16 protein-coding genes are annotated in these 19,233 nt (G+C 52.2%); 5 read left to right on the top strand and 11 right to left on the bottom strand.

Annotated elements, in window-relative coordinates; genetic code table 11:
- Window positions 1–342 precede the first annotated feature (342 nt).
- Window positions 343–1,413: a porin OmpA gene (gene ompA, locus C1N64_RS09745; protein ID WP_033737609.1), complete on the top strand. Its 1,071-nt coding sequence runs from the start codon at window positions 343–345 to the stop codon at window positions 1,411–1,413.
- A gap of 82 nt (window positions 1,414–1,495) precedes the next feature.
- Here ompA and matP read toward each other — a convergent pair whose 3' ends face one another.
- Window positions 1,496–1,963 (bottom strand): macrodomain Ter protein MatP, encoded by a 468-nt coding sequence (gene matP, locus C1N64_RS09740; RefSeq protein ID WP_152998377.1) that lies wholly within the window; start codon window positions 1,961–1,963, stop codon window positions 1,496–1,498.
- Between the two features lie 95 nt (window positions 1,964–2,058).
- Between matP and C1N64_RS09735 the strand changes: the two genes are divergently transcribed.
- Window positions 2,059–3,885 (top strand): AAA family ATPase, encoded by a 1,827-nt coding sequence (locus C1N64_RS09735; protein ID WP_039341249.1) that lies wholly within the window; start codon window positions 2,059–2,061, stop codon window positions 3,883–3,885.
- A gap of 68 nt (window positions 3,886–3,953) precedes the next feature.
- A complete protein-coding gene (gene fabA, locus C1N64_RS09730) occupies window positions 3,954–4,472 on the top strand; it encodes a bifunctional 3-hydroxydecanoyl-ACP dehydratase/trans-2-decenoyl-ACP isomerase (protein WP_006118663.1) in 519 nt (172 codons plus the stop codon).
- A gap of 69 nt (window positions 4,473–4,541) precedes the next feature.
- On the opposite strand, the gene rmf is transcribed toward fabA, so the two are convergent.
- From rmf to rlmKL, 6 genes are all read right to left on the bottom strand, one after another.
- Complete coding sequence (rmf, locus tag C1N64_RS09725; protein WP_006118662.1) at window positions 4,542–4,709, bottom strand: ribosome modulation factor; 168 nt, start codon at window positions 4,707–4,709, stop codon at window positions 4,542–4,544.
- Between the two features lie 258 nt (window positions 4,710–4,967).
- Window positions 4,968–5,552, bottom strand: coding sequence for a membrane integrity-associated transporter subunit PqiC (pqiC, locus tag C1N64_RS09720; protein ID WP_033737612.1), 585 nt, complete (start codon window positions 5,550–5,552; stop codon window positions 4,968–4,970).
- On the bottom strand, window positions 5,549–7,192 hold the full coding sequence (gene pqiB / locus C1N64_RS09715) for an intermembrane transport protein PqiB (RefSeq protein ID WP_033737613.1): 1,644 nt from the start codon (window positions 7,190–7,192) through the stop codon (window positions 5,549–5,551). Before pqiB ends, pqiC begins: the two co-directional genes overlap by 4 nt.
- Window positions 7,179–8,447, bottom strand: a complete 1,269-nt coding sequence (gene pqiA / locus C1N64_RS09710; RefSeq protein WP_262960016.1) for a membrane integrity-associated transporter subunit PqiA — start codon at window positions 8,445–8,447, stop codon at window positions 7,179–7,181. Before pqiA ends, pqiB begins: the two co-directional genes overlap by 14 nt.
- 16 nt (window positions 8,448–8,463) lie before the next feature.
- Window positions 8,464–10,389: an ABC transporter ATP-binding protein gene (locus tag C1N64_RS09705; RefSeq protein WP_033737615.1), complete on the bottom strand. Its 1,926-nt coding sequence runs from the start codon at window positions 10,387–10,389 to the stop codon at window positions 8,464–8,466.
- A 5-nt stretch (window positions 10,390–10,394) separates the two neighbouring features.
- Window positions 10,395–12,509, bottom strand: a complete 2,115-nt coding sequence (gene rlmKL, locus C1N64_RS09700) for a bifunctional 23S rRNA (guanine(2069)-N(7))-methyltransferase RlmK/23S rRNA (guanine(2445)-N(2))-methyltransferase RlmL (protein ID WP_394515454.1) — start codon at window positions 12,507–12,509, stop codon at window positions 10,395–10,397.
- 108 nt (window positions 12,510–12,617) lie between these two features.
- Here rlmKL and C1N64_RS09695 point away from each other — a divergent pair, with 108 nt between their 5' ends.
- Entirely contained in the window at window positions 12,618–13,727 is a 1,110-nt protein-coding gene (locus C1N64_RS09695; RefSeq protein ID WP_033737617.1) for a YcbX family protein, read from the top strand.
- A gap of 1 nt (window position 13,728) precedes the next feature.
- Here the strand turns inward: C1N64_RS09695 and C1N64_RS09690 are convergent, their stop codons facing one another.
- From C1N64_RS09690 to C1N64_RS09675, 4 genes are all read right to left on the bottom strand, one after another.
- Window positions 13,729–14,271 carry a cell division protein ZapC gene (locus C1N64_RS09690; protein WP_054687938.1) on the bottom strand — a complete coding sequence of 181 codons (543 nt, stop codon included), beginning with the start codon at window positions 14,269–14,271 and terminating at the stop codon, window positions 13,729–13,731.
- A gap of 142 nt (window positions 14,272–14,413) precedes the next feature.
- Entirely contained in the window at window positions 14,414–15,424 is a 1,011-nt protein-coding gene (gene pyrD, locus C1N64_RS09685) for a quinone-dependent dihydroorotate dehydrogenase (RefSeq protein ID WP_394515453.1), read from the bottom strand.
- Window positions 15,425–15,558: 134 nt separating this feature from the next.
- Complete coding sequence (locus tag C1N64_RS09680) at window positions 15,559–16,860, bottom strand: flippase (RefSeq protein WP_039341264.1); 1,302 nt, start codon at window positions 16,858–16,860, stop codon at window positions 15,559–15,561.
- Between the two features lie 83 nt (window positions 16,861–16,943).
- The gene (locus tag C1N64_RS09675; RefSeq protein WP_033737620.1) at window positions 16,944–17,924 is read right to left on the bottom strand and encodes a glycosyltransferase family 2 protein; all 981 of its coding nucleotides are present in this window, start codon (window positions 17,922–17,924) and stop codon (window positions 16,944–16,946) included.
- A gap of 756 nt (window positions 17,925–18,680) precedes the next feature.
- Here C1N64_RS09675 and ssuE point away from each other — a divergent pair.
- Window positions 18,681–19,232, top strand: a complete 552-nt coding sequence (gene ssuE / locus C1N64_RS09670) for an NADPH-dependent FMN reductase (RefSeq protein ID WP_039341268.1) — start codon at window positions 18,681–18,683, stop codon at window positions 19,230–19,232.
- Window position 19,233 lies beyond the last annotated feature (1 nt).

Here is a 19,233-nt window from a genome sequence, read left to right as displayed (position 1 = left end):
GAGATTTATCTCAAGAAATTTTTTCTCTCGCGTTGGGCTAAGACACTGATTCTGCTCCTGCCAGTAATGACAATGGCTTAGCCCCCATTTTGCGGGTTACCCCCATCACAGAAGTTCACCCTAAATTGTTAGAATTTATGTATAAAACACTGTTTTTTTACATAAGTGCCTCACATCACACTTGTAAGTTTCCAATCTCGTTGTAGACTTTATCTCGCCAGGGTGCTCAATAACCTCCGTTTTTTGCGGTAGAGTCATAAGCGAGCGTTTTGACCCGGCGAAGGATTAAACCAAGAGCAACCTTTATGCTCATTGCCTATTTGGATGATAACGAGGCGCAAAATGAAAAAGACAGCTATCGCAATTGCAGTGGCACTGGCTGGCTTCGCTACCGTAGCGCAGGCCGCCCCTAAAGATAACACCTGGTACACCGGTGCTAAACTGGGCTGGTCTCAGTATCACGACACTGGCTACTACGGTCACGGTTACCAAAATAACGACGGCCCAACTCACGAAAGCCAACTGGGTGCTGGCGCATTCGCCGGTTACCAGGCTAACCCATACCTGGGTTTCGAGCTGGGTTATGACTGGTTAGGCCGTATGCCTAACAAAGGCAACCAGGTTAACGGCGCTTTCAAAGCACAGGGCATCCAACTGGCTGCTAAACTGAGCTACCCAATCGCTGACGATCTCGACGTTTATACCCGCCTGGGTGGTATGGTATGGCGTGCAGATTCTACCCAGCAAGTAGTTGGCGGCAACCGCATCAGCGACCACGACACCGGTGTTTCTCCACTGGCAGCGGTTGGTGTTGAGTATGCTCTGACCAAAAACTGGGCAACCCGTCTGGATTACCAGTGGGTGAACAACATCGGTGACGCACAGACCGTTGGTGCTCGTCCAGACAACGGCATGCTGAGCCTGGGTGTTTCTTACCGTTTCGGTCAGGATGATGTTGCTGCGCCAGCTCCGGCTCCAGCACCAGCACCAGCGCCAGTTGTTCAGACTAAGCGCTTTACTCTGAAATCAGACGTTCTGTTCACCTTCAACAAGTCAACTCTGAAGCCAGAAGGTCAGCAGGCTCTGGATCAGCTGTACAGCCAGCTGAGCTCAATGGATCCTAAAGACGGTTCAGTCGTTGTTCTGGGCTTCACCGATCGCATCGGTTCAGAGCAGTACAACCAGAAACTGTCTGAGAAACGTGCTCAGTCTGTAGTAGATTACCTGGTATCTAAAGGTATCCCTGCTAACAAGATCTCTGCTCGCGGCATGGGTGAATCTAACCCAGTGACTGGCAACACCTGTGACAGCGTGAAAGGCCGTAAAGCCCTGATCGACTGCCTGGCGCCAGACCGTCGTGTAGAAATCGACGTTAAAGGTATCAAAGACGTGGTAACTCAGCCTCAGGCTTAAGTTATACGTGATAAAAAACCCCGCGCATGCGGGGTTTTTTTTGTCCTTTAATCCGGAGCAGGCCTGAATATTGCTCCGTAAACTAACCGTTGTCAGTATCCGACTTGCCCAGTATAGCCTGCAAATCCTGCTTCAGCGTCGACATCTGGCTGGCGTACTTTTCTTTGCGTTCGGCATCTTCAATTAGCTGCACAATCGTTTCAGACAGGGTGCAGTTGCGCCGTTGCGCCAGGCCGGCCAGCCGCTGCCAGACCAGATATTCCAGATCGATGGATTTTTTTCGTGTGTGCTGATGCTCGGCATTGAAATGCCGTTTTCGCCGCGCACGGATCGTTTGTTTAAGCCGGTTGTCCAGTTCGGGATGAATGTGTTGGCTAATCCAGTCGTTAACGTCGACGGGATTATTCTCCATCGTTAACAGCTTATCGACTGCCGCCTGTGCCGCGCTGAGTTCAAGGTGACGCGTGATCAGTTCACCTTCCCGATGTTTTTTCACCAGGTATTTCCACTTCCATCCACATTCAAGATTTTCGAGCTGCTGGTATTTCATCGGAATCTCATCGTGATCACGTAACGAACTAAGAATAACAGCTTTTTTACTGGATGCAGCAACGAAAAACATGCTGTCAGTGTCACAACTTCTGATTGAACTCCGCAGTGCTTAAGCACAGTGAATCCTGTATAATCTCGCTTTTCTCAAAACAGACAAATGCGATTATTTTGACCAGCACTCAACTCACGTGGCAAACCTTACAGCCGGATAGCGCGCAATATCAATCCGTTTTCTCCCGAATTGCTGATGAAGAAACCGATGCTTTAGCAACGGTGCAGCCCCGATTGCTGAATGCGCTGGCCCACTTGCACCATCAGAGTCAGGGTTTTCCTTTGCTGCTGGTTCGCAGCCAGGAAAACCGCGATTATCTCTCGCTGATCGCCAGTGCGGCACAGCGCGTAATGGGCACCGCTTCGTCCCTGGCGGGCGGGGATTATCATATCCTGGCCGACAACGTCACGTTGCAGCCGCCCACTGACAGTCAGCGTCCTTTTACCAGCCAGGGTGGTGTGCATTTTGCCGACTGGATTGAGCAGGAGCAGCTGTTTGGCTGTGTCCGGGTACATAAAGATCGTATTCAGCTGGAACCTGGTCTGATCCATCGTGCCAATGGCGGAACGCTGGTGCTTTCACTCCGTGCGCTCCTCGCTCAGCCCCTGCTCTGGCTGCGGCTGAAAAGAAGCATTGAGCAAGGCTACCTCGAATGGCTGTCGCAGGATGAGCGCCGCCCTTTGCCTGTCTCTGTCCCGCCGCTTCCGCTGAAGTTAAATCTGGTGCTCTGTGGCGAACGCGATACGCTCGCTGATTTTCAGGAGCTGGATGCCGAAGCGCATGAGATGGCGATTTACACTGAATTTGAAGAAAACCTTCAAATTGTGGATGAAGATGATGTGCTGGCATGGTGCCGCTGGACAGTAGATTTGGCCGCACAGGCTGATATCGCTGCGCCAGATGAGGACTTTTGGCCTGAGCTCATCAAAGAAGGCGTTCGCTATAGTGGCGATCAGGAAACCTATCCCCTTTGTCCACGTTGGCTGCTGCGTCAGCTGCGTGAGACCGCGTTGATGGGTGAAACACTAAACGCTGAAGCCTTGCGTGACGCGCTGGAAGCACGTCTGTGGCGCGAAAATTATCTGAATGAACGCATGCGTGATGAGATTTTGCTGCGCCAGATTTTGGTCGAAACGGAAGGCGAAGTGGTGGGCCAGATCAACGGTCTTTCCGTCGTGGAATATCCCGGTCACCCGCGGGCCTGGGGCGATCCCTGCCGTATCACCTGCGTGGTTCATCCTGGCGACGGAGAATTTACCGACGTCGAACGCAAAGCGGAGCTGGGCGGCAATATTCATGCTAAAGGCATGATGATTATGCAGGCCTATCTTATTGCGGAGCTGGAGTTAGATCAGCAACTGCCTTTTTCTGCTTCGCTGGTGTTTGAACAATCCTATTCGGAAGTTGACGGCGACAGCGCGTCGCTGGCAGAACTGTGTGCTCTGATCAGTGCCCTTGCCGATACACCGCTAAATCAGCAAATTGCGGTCACGGGCTCGGTCGATCAGTTTGGTAACGTCCAGCCGGTCGGTGGCCTGAATGAGAAAATTGAAGGCTTCTTCGACATCTGCCATCAGCGTGAGCTCACGGGTCAGCAAGGTGTGATTATTCCTGCCTGCAATGTGCGCCACCTGAGTCTGAATCAGCAGGTTGTGAGTGCGGTCGAAGCCGGTCGTTTCCATATCTGGGCAATCGATACGGCTGATGAAGCGTTGCCCTTACTGACCGGAAAAGTCTGGAACACGGAAGACGGCGAAGGCGAATGCCTGCTGCGTACGATTCAGGAGCGCATCAGTCAGATGAATCAGCCTGAGCCCACCCCTCGGGCATGGCCGTTGAGATGGCTTAACTGGTTCAACCACCGTTAATCTCATTTGCTCAGTGTACAACTGTTCGCTAATATTCGTGATTCACTAAAAGAAGGCTTAATAAGAACATGGTAGATAAACGCGAATCCTATACCAAAGAAGACCTGATCCTGTCTGGTCGCGGTGAACTGTTCGGCGAAAATGGTCCGCCACTCCCTTCCGGCAATATGCTGATGATGGACCGCGTGGTCAAAATGACCGAGGACGGCGGGAAATATGATAAAGGCTTCGTGGAAGCTGAACTGGATATCAATCCAGATCTGTGGTTCTTTGGCTGCCATTTCATTGGTGATCCGGTGATGCCTGGCTGTCTGGGCCTGGATGCGATGTGGCAACTGGTTGGCTTCTATCTCGGCTGGCTGGGTGGCGAAGGAAAAGGCCGCGCGCTGGGCGTGGGTGAAGTTAAATTCACCGGTCAGGTTCTGCCAGACGCGAAAAAAGTCACCTACCGCATTCACTTTAAACGCGTGATTAACCGTAAACTGGTTATGGGCGTGGCAGATGGTGAAGTGTTTGTTGACGGGAATTTGATCTATACAGCCAGCGATCTGAAAGTTGGCCTGTTCAAAGATACTGCTGCATTCTGACGTTTCATTCCACAGAAACGAAAACCTCCGCACAGTGCGGAGGTTATATCCCTTTTCAGTGACATCCGGCTAAGCCGCAGCCGACCTGTCCTCCATGGCTTGTCGCCAACCTCCCAACCAGTGAGACTTAGCGTCTATCATTTGATACGGACACATCTCTTTAGAGCGTCCTGTAATGCCAGCTTGATAACCACGTGAATGGGCGCGCTCAAGGCGGTCTCGTTTCTGTCTCTTCATACTCCGTGTCCCTCATGTAAGGTCTGTGGAATCTGGTGGAAAGAAAAAGGTGGTGAATTAATGTTCAGCCACCCTTTTGTTTTACTCGCTCTGTATGAAAAGATCAATGCGCAATATTCACGCCAGTGTCACAAATATGACCTGCTCCAGACATATACTTTCTGTTTCAACCTATGAAACTGTGACGATATCCGTATGATTTATAAAGAAAGCCTGGAAAACGTCAGAAAAATTATATGTGCTGAAACAACACGTTAACTAAAGCCCTGTTGCGGTTGACTCTGCCGTGGTTGCACCGCGTGCAATCTGCTGTGCGATTTGCTGCCAGCCCTGTGCCAGCGTTTTAACCAGCGAATCATAGCCATCTTCCCGCTGCGGTAGCACCAGATTAAAAGCCTGCTTTGTGAAGCGCCCCTGATGTTCCAGTGTCCACTGACCGCTGATAACCGCCTTGCCATCATAACGGCCCTGGAAATCATTCACCGTTACGCTCAGCGTATCGTGCTCCTGACCGATAAGCGTCTGGGTAACCAGACGGCCGGGTAACGCTTTCGTCAGATTAGTGATCAACGTTTGTTGCAATTGCTGATCGAGCGGGCTGGCCCACAGATTATTAGCGGCAATGACATATTTTACGTCGCTGGTCTGATAGACCAGCCCATTGCCCGCCAGATAGTCGGGGACCGTAATTTGCTGCACCCATAATGTCGGCTGCGCATTCGCCTCGCTGCTTATCACCTGCATTGAGGCTGCCCCCGAGGGCAGCTGATAATAGGTGGTATTGACCGTACTGCTACAGGCACTCAGTGCGAGAGCGGCAAAAAGCATTAATCCTTTTTTCATTGTTTCGCCCTCTTTGGCTGGGGATCCTGTCCCGGTTTGGCCTCAAACACTAACGCATTACTTTTCGCATTTAACGTTTTTAACACGGGCTGAAGTTCACGCAGCACCTGATCAAGCCGTTGCATATCGCCCACCAGCTTGCTGTAAGCCGGGGAGCCTGGCTGTAACCCTTTCATGCTTCGGTTCAGCTCACGAAGCGTCTGCTGCGTTTCTTCTGGCAAGGTTTTCATCGCCGGACTGCTGGTCACCACATTGATGTTATCAATAGTACGCTGCAGATCCCTGAGCGTCTTCTGGCTCTCTTTCAGTGTGCCCGTGGCTTCCGTCACCATGTTGTTCAGCGGTAAACTGTTAATCTTATCCAGCGCCGCCATCAGTTTTTGCTGGATCTGACTGAGGCCGCCGCTTACTGTTGGAATCACTTCGTATCCCGCGACTTTATCCGGACCGGTATACGGCGGTGCGTTATTATAGAAGTCGATATCCACATACAGCGCACCGGATAGCAAATTGCCCGTTTTCAACGTTGCGCGCAGGCCACGTTTCTTACCATCCTGCAAATGCTGCTCAAGATCGAAGTTTTGCCCTAAACGGTTAATAAAGCGATCGGGTTCAATACGAATCAACACCGGCACGCGATAATCATTATTTAACGCCTGAGCGGTGCCCGCATTCATGAACGGCACTTCCGCAACGGTACCCAGACGAATGCCGCGGAATTCAACCGGCGCGCCCACCTGCAAGCCACGAATCGAATCCGAGAAGAACATCAGATAGTCGATATGATTGGTGTACAGCGAATCCTGAATACTGCGTTGATCGTCGAACAAATGATATTCAGCCTGATTCTGCGCCGCTTTGCCTAAATCCCACCCGTCCGGGACGTCAAAACTCACTCCGCCGCTAAACAGCGTGGTCAGCGATCCCATTTCGACGCGCATCCCTGAGGCCGACATATCGACCGCGATGCCGCTGTCTTTCCAGAAGCGCACATTGGTCGTTACCAGGCGATCGTAAGGCGCGGCGATAAACAGCTGATAGGTCATCAGGCGTTTATCCGTGTCGAACGTGCTGGTTTCAACGGTGCCGACACGGAAACCGCGGAACAGAACCGGATCGCCCGGATTCAGTTGGCCTGCTTTATTACTGTCGAGCGTAATCCGGATACCTTTGGCATCCGGCGGGGCAAGCGGCGGTGAATCCATCAGGGTGTACTGCTCCAGAGGCGCTTTTTTGGTGCCGGGCTGCAGCTCAATATAGGCCCCGGAAAGTAACGTGCCCAGACCGGTGATCCCTTCACGGCCCACCTGCGGTTTAACTACCCAGAAGACGCTGTCGCTGTGCAACAGTTTTTCCATACCGGCATTCAGTCGGGCTTTAATTTCCACATGATGAAGATCGTCTGTCAGCACCGCACTTTCCACCACGCCAACGTTCACGCTGCGACTTTTAATCGTGGTTTTGCCCGCTTCGATCCCTTCTGCACTCTCGGTGATCAGGGTCACTTCGGGCCCCTGATGGCTGAAGTGATAAAACAGAATCCAGCCGCCTATTAATAACGTGACAATAGGGACGATCCATACCGGTGACCAGCGCTTAATCTGGTCCACTTTGGCATAACCGTGATTATTTTCCGTCAAGATGCGGCTCCTTTATGTTTTTCTCACCAGCACGATCCCAGGTTAAGCGCGGGTCAAACGTCATTGCCGCAATCATGGTCAGAATCACCACCAACGCAAACAACACCGCTCCCCATGCCGGATAAATTTTCATTAATTGCCCCATGCGCACCAGCGCAGAGAGCACGGCAATCACAAAGACGTCAATCATTGACCAGCGCCCCACAAACTCAACGACTTCATAAATCCGGTGCATTTTGTGGCTGTCGCGCTGCCCTCGCCCACTGGCATCCCAGCACAGCCAGCCAATCGCCAGCATTTTCAGAGACGGCACCATAATACTGGCGATGAAAATCACCAGCGCGACCGGATAAGAGCCATCGCCCCACAGCAAAATGACGCCAGCCATGATGTTGGACGGCATCGCGGAGCCCAGGGTTTCCGTAATCATGATGGGCAGCAGATTGGCCGGCACGTAGAGCATAACGGAGGTGATCAGCAGTGCCATGGTCCACTGCAGGCTGTGCTTACGTCGGGCATGGGCAACTACGCCACAACGGGGGCATTCCTGCTGCGCCACGGGCAAGATCGCCGTACAGCAAGGACAGGAGCGCAGCCCCTGCCTGAGTCCGCTAATGCCGGGCTGTGGCGCATGCGGCAAAGGCGGCGGTGGCTCAATTTGCAGCCAGAGCCAGCGACGGTCCAGGCACTGAAACGCCCGCAGTTGTAAAAGACAAAACAGACACCAGGGCCAGAAACTGGTTTCAAGGCTGATTTCGCCATAGGCCATGAGCTTCACAAAACTTACCAGCACACCGGCCATAAAAATTTCGGCCATGCCCCAGCTCCGCATATGAAACAGAATACGCGCCAGCCCCAGTTTCAGGCTAAGAGGCATCTTGACCTGGTTCACCAGCAGGACCAGCGTGACCATGCAAAACGCCGGAATCGCCTGAACAAACAGCAGAAACAGGGTGGCCAGGCTGGCATAGTCATCGGCCACCATGACACCAGGAATTTGCATCAGGCTAATCTGGCTGGAGAGCCCGGCCACTTTCATAGTGATAAACGGGAACAGATTGGCCAGGACTAACATAAACAGTGCCGCCAGCGCATAGCCGGTGGGACGTTTGCGTGGCTCTGACCAGTTGACTGTCAGGGACGTGTGGCAGCGCGGGCATGACGCGCGGCTGCCAACAGGGATATCCGGCAGTTTGACCATCAGGTCGCATTGTGGACAAAGCATCCACGCACTGGTTTTGTCTGCAGAACACATTCCCTGACCCTTATCGCTAGCCGCCGTTTTTCATTGATTCCAGTTCTTCCCAACGCGCAAACGCGGTTTCCAACTGCGCTTCCACCTGAGCCAGTTCATCCAGCACCGGCTGCGTTTTATCGTGCGGCTGGCTGAAGAAATCCGGGTGGCTCATGCTTGCCTGCAGTTCGCCGATACGCGCCTCTAACTGTTCCAGTTTTTGCGGTAACTGCTCCAGCTCACGCGTCAGGTTATAGCTTAGTTTGTTCGCGCTGCGTTTGGCAGATTCATTTTTCGGTTCAGCAGACTGAGCGGCACGATTTGCCTCTTTCGCTTTCGCGGTCACCTGCGTTTTTTGCTGCTTATAGGCCGCACGCTGCTGTTGGGCATCGTGATAACCCCCGACGAAGGTGCCAATCTCACCATTGCCTTCAAAGATCCAGCACTCCGTCACGGTGTTATCCACAAACTGGCGATCGTGGCTGACCAGCAGCACGGTGCCCTGATAGCCGTCGATAAGCTCTTCCAACAGTTCCAGTGTTTCCACATCAAGGTCGTTGGTCGGTTCATCGAGGATCATCAGGTTACTTGGGCGCAGAAACAAACGCGCCAGCAGCAGGCGGTTACGTTCTCCACCGGACAGCGCTCTGACAGGTGTCATCGCCCGCTTGGGATGGAACAGGAAGTCCTGCAGATAACCCAGCACATGGCGGGGCTTACCGTTCACCAGCACTTCCTGCTTCCCTTCGGCGAGGTTATCCATCACCGTTTTGTCGGGATCGAGTTCTGCACGATGCTGATCGAAATAGGCCACTTCAAGCTTGGTGCCTGAATGCACGCGGCCATGGTCGGCCTTAAGCTGTTGCAGCATCAGGCGCAGTAAGGTGGTTTTGCCACAGCCATTTGGGCCAATCAGGGCAATCTTGTCGCCGCGCTGAACCTGCGCCGAGAAATCATTGACCAGTTGCTTGCCGTCTACCGCGTAATCGACATTCTCCAGCTCAAAGACAATTTTGCCGGAACGGGACGCTTCGCCGACCTGCATATTGGCTTTACCCATCACCTCACGGCGCTCTGAGCGCTCGCGACGCAGGGCTTTTAACGCGCGGACGCGGCCTTCATTACGGGTACGGCGCGCCTTAATCCCCTGACGTATCCACACTTCTTCCTGTGCCAGCTTGCGATCAAACTCGGCGTTTTGCATTTCTTCAACGCGCAAGGCTTCTTCTTTGCCTTCCAGATAGGCGTCGTAGTTACCCGGCCACGAAACCAGTTTGCCACGATCCAGATCCACGATACGGGTGGCCATATTGCGAATAAACGAACGGTCATGAGAGATAAACACGATGCTGCCGCTGAAACTTTTCAGGAAGGTTTCCAGCCAGTCAATCGTTTCAATATCCAGGTGGTTCGTTGGCTCATCCAGCATCAGTACGCGTGGATTACTGACCAGCGCGCGTCCGAGCGCGGCTTTACGTAACCAGCCGCCCGATAACGACGACAGCTCCGTATCCGGCGACAGGCCAATCTGCTGCAACACGTCATTGATGCGACTTTCCAGTTGCCACAGATTGTGGTGATCCAGAATGCCCTGCAAGCGTGCCATCTCATTGAGGTTCCTGTCGCTCGGATCCTCCATGACCTGATGGGAAATCGCGTGGTAGGCTTTCAGATGCTCCGCCTGTTCCTGCACGCCTTCTGCCACAAAGTCGTAAACCGAGCCGGTAATATTTCGCGGCGGATCCTGTTGCAGACGTGCGACGACCAGATCGGTCTCATAAATGATGCGACCATCATCCAGCGGTTGCTCGCCGTTGATGATTTTCATCAATGTGGATTTACCCGCACCGTTACGACCAACCAGACACACGCGCTCATTCTCTTCGATGTGCAGCTCGGTGTTATCTAACAGCGGCGCATCGCTGAAGGAGAGATAAGCGCCGTGGATACTAATTAATGACATGTAGCTTATTCCTTACCGGCATGTGTAATCAGCCAGCAGTTGTGAATTTGGCGATTACGCGCAAAATCCTGTGACAGGGTTTTCTGTGTGATGTCCTGCGCCTGAAGGCCTAATGCCTTAAGGCCGTCCAGATCCATTTTGAAACCACGTTTGTTATTCGAGAACATGATGGTGCCGCCTTTGCGCAGCAGACGCTTCAGATTGCGCATCAGCATCATATGGTCGCGTTGCACATCGAAACTCTCTTCCATACGTTTAGAGTTTGAAAACGTAGGCGGATCGATAAAGATCAGATCGAAATTTTCATCAGTTTCATTCAGCCAGCTCAGGCAGTCCGCATGCAATAAGCGATGCTGACGGCCTGTCAGGCCATTCAGCCGCAGGTTCCGTTCCGCCCATTCCAGATAGGTGCGCGACATATCCACTGTGGTCGTAGAACGCGCGCCGCCCAGCCCCGCATGGACGCTGGCGGTGCCGGTGTAGGCAAACAAATTCAGGAAATCTTTGCCCTGGCTCATCTGGCCCAGCATTTTGCGCGCGATACGGTGATCGAGGAACAACCCGGTGTCCAGGTAATCGGTCAGATTCACCAGGAAGCGGGCATTGAATTCCTGCACCTCGAAATAATCGCCCTTCTCGCTCAGTTTCTGATACTGCGCTTTGCCCTTTTGGCGTTCGCGGGTTTTCAGGATGAGGCGGCTGGACGGCAGCTCCAGCACGCTGAGCGTCGCGCTGATAACATCGAACAGGCGCTGACGGGCTTTATTTGCGTCGATAGTTTTCGGTGGCGCATATTCCTGTACCACTACCCAGTCCGCATAGCGATCCACCGCCACGTTGTAGTCAGGCAGATCGGCATCATAAATGCGATAGCACTCAATCCCTTCCTGGCGCGCCCATTTATCGAGCTTCTTCAGGTTTTTACGCAAGCGGTTAGCGTAATCTTCGGCAATCTGGTTGGCGCGCTCACCACTGGCGGCAGATAACTGATAATTCTTCTGTACGCAGTCCAGTGGTCCGTTTTTCGCCTTGAACTGTCGATCGGCGCGCAGTTGCAGGCAACTGAGCAGCTCGGGTGAGGCGCTGAACAGCGATAAGTTCCAGCCCGCAAAATGCTGCTTCATCAGCCGCCCCAACTGACTGTGCAGGGCAATAAGCGCAGGCTCGCTTTCCAGACGCTCACCGTACGGTGGGTTACTCAGTACCGTGCCCGTTACGCCGTTCTCAAGCGGATTGTTCAGCTTCAGCAGGTCCTGTTGCCCAAAGGTGAACAACTCGAAAACGCCTGCGCGGCGGGCGTTGGCTTTCGCCCATTCCAGCACCCGGCCATTATTATCGAAACCATAAAAACGTGCCTGACAGGCCGCCGTGCCCGCACGGGCCCGCGCCTGCGCATCGCGTTTAACGTCCAGCCACAGGCTTTCGTTAAAGCCGGCCCAGGCCGTAAAGCCCCACTGGCTCCGGAGTAAACCTGGCGCACGATCGCAGGCCATCAGTGCCGCTTCAATCAGCAGCGTACCGGAACCACACATCGGGTCGATGAGCGGCGTAGTCGTTTGCCAGCCTGAACGCATCACAATGGCTGCGGCCAGGTTCTCTTTCAACGGCGCCTGACCGGTTTGCTGGCGATAACCACGCTGATGTAATGCGCTGCCGCTGAGGTCCAGTGCAATGCTGGCGCGATCGTCGTCGAGCCAGACGTTAATGCGGATATCCGCCTGTCCACGATCCACATCCGGTCGTGGCAGATTGCGGCGGGTAAAGCTGTCAACAATCGCGTCTTTGACACGCAACGCGCCAAACTGACTGTTACGGATCGCCTCGTTAGTCCCGTTAAAATGCACCACAAAGGTTTTATCGCTGCCAAAGGTAGCAGGCCAGTCAATGCCCTGCACACCAAGATAAAGATCGAGATCGCTGTACACGCCCACCTCCGTCAGCGGAAGCAGAATGCGCGATGCCAGACGGCTCCACATCAGGCTTTGATACATGACGCGATCGTCAGCTTTGAAGTGAACGCCTCCCTGTACCACTTGCAGGTCCTGCGCGCCCAGCGCGTCCAGCTCATTTTTTAACAGCTCTTCGAGCCCACGCGCCGTGCTGGCAAACAGAGAATTCATATCGTCACTTTTTACTCTTGAGAAAATTGTTGCGCATTATAGCGAATCGCAGACCTATGTCATAAAGTTAGCTTCTTTTGTCTTGCGCGCCTGCTTCAGGAGACTGTCATGATTACGCTTTCCCGCTTGTTTATTCATCCTGTTAAATCAATGCGGGGGTTGCAGGTTTCCCATGCCTGGGCTGCCAACAGCGGATTGACCTTCGATCGCATTTTTATGGTGACCGAACCCGATGGCACTTTTATTACTGCGCGCCAGTTCCCGGAAATGGTGCAGTTTACGCCCGCCGTCACCCCTGAGGGATTATTTTTACAGGCGCCCGACGGCAGTCAGTCGCTGATTCGCTTCGCCGATTTTACGCAAACGGAAGCGCCAACAGAGGTATGGGGAAACACCTTTACCGCCCGTATCGCGCCCGAGGCGATCAACCAGTGGCTGAGTGCCTTTTTCCCAAGACCGGTCCAACTGCGCTGGACTGGACCACAGCCGTCACGCCGCGTGAAGCGCTTCACCGAGGTGCCGCTGGGGTTTGCCGATGGCTATCCTTATCTGTTAGTGAATAATGCCTCTCTGCGGGATCTGCAGCAGCGCTGTCCGGCCAGCGTGCGCGTTGAGCAATTTCGTCCTAACCTGGTGGTCAGCGGTGCGCCTGCCTGGGATGAAGACAACTGGGCGGAGATTACGGTAGGTCAGGTACATTTTGCCGTCCCTAAGCCCTGCAGTCGTTGCGTGTTTACTACGGTTAGCGTTGAAAATGGCCAGAAACATCCTGACGGACAACCTCTCGCCACACTTCAGGGCTTTCGCACCGCACAGGACGGCAGTGGTGACATTGATTTTGGCCTGAACCTTATTGCGCTAAACAGCGGGATTATTCGTGTCGGTGATGACGTCAAGGTCGTCAAACGCCAGCCGCCACGCGCCTATGGTGCGGGAGAGGTTGTGGAAACCCTCAAGCCGCAGCAGCAATCCCCCAATGCGGTGACGATTTCGTATCAGGGCCAGACATTCAGCGGCGATAACCAGCAAATTTTGCTTGAGCAGCTCGAAGCCCAGGGGTTCCGCATTCCCTACTCGTGTCGGGCAGGTTTGTGTGGCAGTTGCAAAATCACCCTGGTGGCGGGAAAAGTGAAGCCCTTAAAACAGAGTGCCATCCGTGAGGATGGCACAATATTGAGTTGCAGTTGTATTCCTGCCGGGGATATTGATGTGAAGTAAGTTACACCGCGCGTGCATAACGCGTGGTTTTTTCCTGCTGATGCGGTTGAAGACGGTCGTTCATCACTTTAATCGCATCCCCTAACACCATTCCTTTGCCCGCCAGCGTTAACGCGGGCTGCGCCAGCAGGCAGAGCGCGGCGTTATCGCCATTTTCAACCACCAGCAAACGTGCCTGCTCGCCATTCTCGGCCAGCGTAACCTCAACTATCTCGCCGACCGCAGGTTGCATTGGCTGGCGATGTGCGGAGAAATGCCAGCTTTTGGGCATCAGGGGTTTTAGAAAGCGGGCGGCCACCAGCGCATTTAACACCAGTTCGGCGCGCTGATTACTGCTTAACGGGCTCTGGCGGCACTTCTCTTCAAAGGTGAAATAGAGCGCGGCGTCATCAACACAAAATCCGGATTCCGTGAAAGCATCCGGTGTCAGCATTTTGCGTGCATAGCGGGAACGAAAAAGCATACCGTCAGCCAGATCGAGCATCATCCGGTCGTGCTCGGCGTCATAATACCAACGCCAGTTGTCATCGGGTTTAATTTTCATCGTGTGCCCTGTATTTACCGCTGTGCTAAAGGCAAAATATCTGTCGAAGAATAATGAATGCTGAAAAATCGTGCAACAGGACAAAATATAAACGAGCCGGAGAGAGAAATAAACCCCCCGGCGCATTAATAGAGCGATTCTCTTAGATGTGGGTCACGATATCTTTAATTAAGCCCGGACCTTTATAAATAAAACCAGAATAAATTTGAACGAGCGTGGCGCCGGCAGCGATTTTTTCTCGTGCCGCGGTCAGCGAATCAATTCCGCCCACGCCAATAATGGGCAAACGCCCCTGCAGCTCTTGTGACAGACGCTGAATGATGGCGGTGCTGCGCGACTGAACCGGACGTCCACTTAATCCCCCGGCTTCCTCGCTATATTTCAGTCCATTCACCAGGGTACGATCCAGCGTAGTATTTGTGGCAATGACGCCATCAATTTGGTGGCGAACTAAACTGTCAGCCACCTGGATCAACTCGTCTTCAGAAAGATCCGGCGCGATCTTTACAGCGACAGGCACATATTTGAGATGCCGCTTTTCCAGTTCTTTTTGTTTTGCTTTGATGGAACTGAGCAGATCGTCAAGCGCCTCACCATATTGCAGAGAACGTAAACCTGGCGTATTCGGTGACGAAATATTGATGGCAATATAACCGGCATGGGCATAAATTTTCTCCATGCACAGCAGATAATCGTCTTTGCCCTGCTCCACTGGCGTATCTTTATTTTTGCCAATATTGATTCCCAGCACGCCCTTGAATCGGGATTTTTTGACATTTTCCACCAGATTATCCACGCCGAGATTATTGAATCCCATGCGGTTAATAATCCCTTCGGCTTCAACTAAGCGAAACATGCGCGGCTTATCGTTACCTGGCTGAGCCCGTGGCGTGACCGTTCCCACTTCAACAAAACCAAATCCCATTGCGCCAAACGCATCAATGCACTCGGCATTTTTATCCAGCCCGGCCGCAAGGCCCAGCGCATTATCAAACGTCAGCCCCATACAGGTCACGGGGCGCGAGGGTAAACGCTGGCGGATAAGGGCTTCCAGCGGCGTGCCGCTCATAAAGCGTAACTGCTGAAAGGTGAGATGGTGCGCGCGCTCAGGATCGAGCCTGAATAACGCCGGTCGGACGATTGAGTAAAACATGCACTCTCCTGGAAGACGGAAGCGACGGTGGAAATCAGTGCACAGGAAATTGTGCGCCAGAATGGTAAGGTGCTCTGGCGCAAAAGTAAATCGTGGGGCGTTAAGCGAGGAAACTGTTTGACGCAGATTTGATCTTACACAACGGAATCGTTTGCCGTGCGCGAATTCATCCTGTCCGGAAACGCATAGTCACGCCAGATATTGTGGCGAACCATAATGCCAAAAATACCGATACAGACCAGCACTTCCGCCAGCACCATTGACCATGCTGCGCCGATCGCGCCAAATTTCCACGCCAGCAAACAGCAAACAGGTACGTTGACGACGCCCGCGACCATCATCACCATCATGCGCTGACGCGCCAGCCCGTGCGGAATCAGAATCTGCAGTCCGGCGGGATAGGCGATATTGCCGAACAGGAAACACAGCACAAAGACGCGGAGAACATCGGCTGACGGCAGGAAGTCTTTGCCTAACAGCAATGACACCACCTGATCGGCAAACAGCCAGGTAAAGATCACAATAGACAGACTGAGGCCAAAAGACAGCATCAGGCTTTTACGTGTGGCAGCAACCGCAGCCGCTTTATCGCGACCAAACAGATGGCTGACGCGCGGGAAAAACGCGCTGCCAATCTGCTCCGGTACAGAATTCGCGGCTTTGCGCAGCCTGTCCGCACCGTTGTAGATCCCCACCATGTAGTGGGAGGTAAAGCTGGCGAGAATCACGACGTTTACGCTGTTAAACAGGTTAGCACCGGCAATGGCGATAAACACATCTGCACTGTCGGTAATGCGCTGTTTGATCTCTTTCGGTTCGAAGCGATACGCGCCAATCACCTTCATTTCCAGCACAAACTTCAGCGTAATAATGGCGTTAATAATGGATACCGCGCCCGGTATCAGCGCCGCCAGCCAGGTATCGTCCGGTGTTTTCACCAGTAAAAACGTCAGCGGGATGGCACAAAAGTTGCCAAAGGTGGCGATCATCGCCGTTTTACCCAGCTTCTCAAAACCCTGCATCAGCCAGCCAAAGGAAAACAGTGAACCGACTAATGTGGTGCAGTTAGCCAGAATAATAAAAAACAATGAATGCCAGGACGGATTAAACCAGGTCGCCGTGAGCAATGTGCCGCTGGTCAGCAGCAGCAGCATCAGTTTGGCATTGAATGTTGACCAGAAGAGTTGCGTCACGCGCGCCTTGTCATCACGGTGGTGGGCAATGTCTTTAGTCGTAAAAACATTGAACCCCCAGTCAGAAATCGTACTGCAGTAAAGTACGCAGGCGATGGCCAACGCCAGAATCCCCATATGATCGACACCCAGCACGCGCGCCAGGTAGGGTAAGGTTGCCAGCGGAAACAGGAAAGAAGCTCCCCGGTACGCCAGCAAAGATAAGATATTGACTACTAAACTTTTATCGAGCACTTTTGCCATGTCGCAACAACCTTATACACATTGCATGCCTCACCTTCTCATTTCGCTCAGGTGCAAACAATATCACTTGCCATTTTTCGGAATTACGGAACGCGTTTGAGTTCTTTTTTCACTTTATGGCTTTGCAATAAAATGAAGGTTTCAGGACTGTTGAACAGCAGCCACTCTTTCAGACTGCTGGCTTTAACTCTGCGCCCGAAATAACGAATCGCATTAAGCACATAGTCAGGAACGGGTGTCTGGTTGTAGAGCGACAAATAAATCATCAACCGGAAGGAATGAAACAGGTAGGCTTTTTCTAAATCCTTTTTCAATTCACTTTTATGCAGTGAACGGCACAATGTGTTGAAGGTTGTAATAAATGCATTGTAGCGTTGAATAAAAAAGGTCGGGTTTTTGCTACTGTTGGTCAGTGAGCCGCCACGGATGCGCTGTTTGTAATAGGTTTGACGGCTTACCCAGACCTGATTGCATTTCATAAACACCGATAACGTAAAATTATGGTCTTCATGAACACGATCGATAAAACGTAACTGATGCTGCTGGATGACGCTTTTTTTCACGACATAATTCCAGGCGGCGGAAGTATACGAACCGTTTTGTAACAATCCCAACAGGACATCCTGCGGGCGCTGAATGCCAAACAGGCCGTGCCTGACTTTCGGCCACGTGATTTCCGGTTTGTCTTCACGGTAAGCACTGGAATTAAAACAAAACAAATCCGTATCCGGATAATGCTCAATGACCTGAGCCAGTTCGCTGACAAGGCCGTCCACCACCACATCATCAGGATCGCAGAAAAAAACAAACTGTCCTTTAGCGGCCTCTACGCCTTTGTCACGCGCATTGCCTGCTCCTCCATTCGGAATCGTGATCACCTTGACATGGGGCAGGTGCGCATAATGCTGTTCAATTAACGCCACTGTCCCGTCAGTCGAACTGTCGTTAACAATGATAATTTCATTCGGCGCGCGAATTTGACTTACCAGGGAGTCAACGCATTCAACAATATATTTCTCAACGTTGTACGTTGGAATAATGACCGATAACAGGATGTCAGACATACATGATTTCTCTGCTGTTAGAAAATGAAAAATAAAATCCACCAGCCTGAGACAGGCACTGACTAAGGGCGAATAGTTATATTTAAAATAACAGGCGCTTACATTGAGCAGCGTTATTTTAATGCCTGATGCCGCAAAATGCCTGCCTCAATATCGTGCGGAGGCAGCACAGGCAAAAACCATCGTAAGAAAAACTAAAGTTTAATCACTTACCTTTCGTCACTTTGTTGAGAAATCATTTAATAAATACATCAGTCCCCTTTTCACTTTCGCCCTGTCGCCTGTAACCAGTTGTGAAATTCCATTAAAATTTTTATAAATGCTGGCCCTGTTTATCTGATACTTTTGTGGAACCCGTCTTAAACTCAGGCTTACGGCATCACAAAACCCCATTGAAACATCGAATCTTTTTCGCTTTTTCCATTTTGATAACTCACAGTCAGAAAAGACCACTCTTTTCTTTCATGGATTTATTTCAATATTGCGATATTCAAGTAACCAAATGTACGAAATCCATCTGCGACAGAGAATTCATTCATCCGGATTAATGTATCCCGTTACTTACCAGGCCGTTTTTAAGATTTGTCGTAGCGGTTTTCTCCTGGATTCCAGATGCCACGCCTTATCTTCCTTTTGCGCTTTTCACCTTTAGATTGTCAGAAAAATCATTTAAGCCCTGCCGTGGCCTCTGCCAGGATGAAAGCCTGAGTTCTCAACAACAGATAATCAATAACTTTCAGTTATAAGGAGTAGTGAATGCGAGTGCTTACCCTGGCAGGCAGTCCACGGTTTCCTTCACGGTCCACCTCGTTACTGGCGCTGTGCCAGCACAAACTGGAAGCGCGCGGCGTGGAAGTTATTCCCTGGAATATTCATAACTTTCAGCCGGAAGACCTTATTAACGCCCGCTTTGATTCCCCGGCGATTCTGGCGCTGAGTGAGGACTTGTCTGCCGCCGATGGTCTGGTGATTGCTACGCCCGTTTACAAGGCGTCTTTCTCGGGTGCGCTGAAAACGGTACTGGACCTGTTGCCCGAACGCGCACTGGCCCACAAAGTCGTGCTGCCGCTTGCCAGTGGTGGCAGCGCAGGCCACATGCTGGCGCTGGATTACGCACTCAAGCCCGTTTTAAACGCGCTGAAAGCGGAAGAAGTGCTTCATGGGGTTTATGCCGAAGATAAACAGATCACGCATTACGATCGTCAGCCAGAACTGGATCCCCTTCTGGCCACCCGCCTGGATGAGGCGGTGGATTCTTTCTCACTGGCGTTGTCACGCCGTCATCAACCGGTTGCCTGGGCAGTATAAG

This window comes from Pantoea sp. SGAir0215, assembly GCF_043543215.1.
This window is presented reverse-complemented; position numbering and strand designations above follow the sequence as displayed.

Bases quoted from the DNA above. Each gene is read 5' to 3' on its own strand.
- ompA (WP_033737609.1), top strand. From the start codon at position 343: ATGAAAAAGACAGCTATCGCAATTGCAGTGGCACTGGCTGGCTTCGCT.
- matP (WP_152998377.1), bottom strand. From the start codon at position 1,963: ATGAAATACCAGCAGCTCGAAAATCTTGAATGTGGATGGAAGTGGAAA.
- fabA (WP_006118663.1), top strand. From the start codon at position 3,954: ATGGTAGATAAACGCGAATCCTATACCAAAGAAGACCTGATCCTGTCT.
- rmf (WP_006118662.1), bottom strand. From the start codon at position 4,709: ATGAAGAGACAGAAACGAGACCGCCTTGAGCGCGCCCATTCACGTGGT.
- pqiC (WP_033737612.1), bottom strand. From the start codon at position 5,552: ATGAAAAAAGGATTAATGCTTTTTGCCGCTCTCGCACTGAGTGCCTGT.
- pqiA (WP_262960016.1), bottom strand. From the start codon at position 8,447: ATGTGTTCTGCAGACAAAACCAGTGCGTGGATGCTTTGTCCACAATGC.
- C1N64_RS09705 (WP_033737615.1), bottom strand. From the start codon at position 10,389: ATGTCATTAATTAGTATCCACGGCGCTTATCTCTCCTTCAGCGATGCG.
- rlmKL (WP_394515454.1), bottom strand. From the start codon at position 12,509: ATGAATTCTCTGTTTGCCAGCACGGCGCGTGGGCTCGAAGAGCTGTTA.
- C1N64_RS09695 (WP_033737617.1), top strand. From the start codon at position 12,618: ATGATTACGCTTTCCCGCTTGTTTATTCATCCTGTTAAATCAATGCGG.
- C1N64_RS09690 (WP_054687938.1), bottom strand. From the start codon at position 14,271: ATGAAAATTAAACCCGATGACAACTGGCGTTGGTATTATGACGCCGAG.
- pyrD (WP_394515453.1), bottom strand. From the start codon at position 15,424: ATGTTTTACTCAATCGTCCGACCGGCGTTATTCAGGCTCGATCCTGAG.
- C1N64_RS09680 (WP_039341264.1), bottom strand. From the start codon at position 16,860: ATGGCAAAAGTGCTCGATAAAAGTTTAGTAGTCAATATCTTATCTTTG.
- C1N64_RS09675 (WP_033737620.1), bottom strand. From the start codon at position 17,924: ATGTCTGACATCCTGTTATCGGTCATTATTCCAACGTACAACGTTGAG.
- ssuE (WP_039341268.1), top strand. From the start codon at position 18,681: ATGCGAGTGCTTACCCTGGCAGGCAGTCCACGGTTTCCTTCACGGTCC.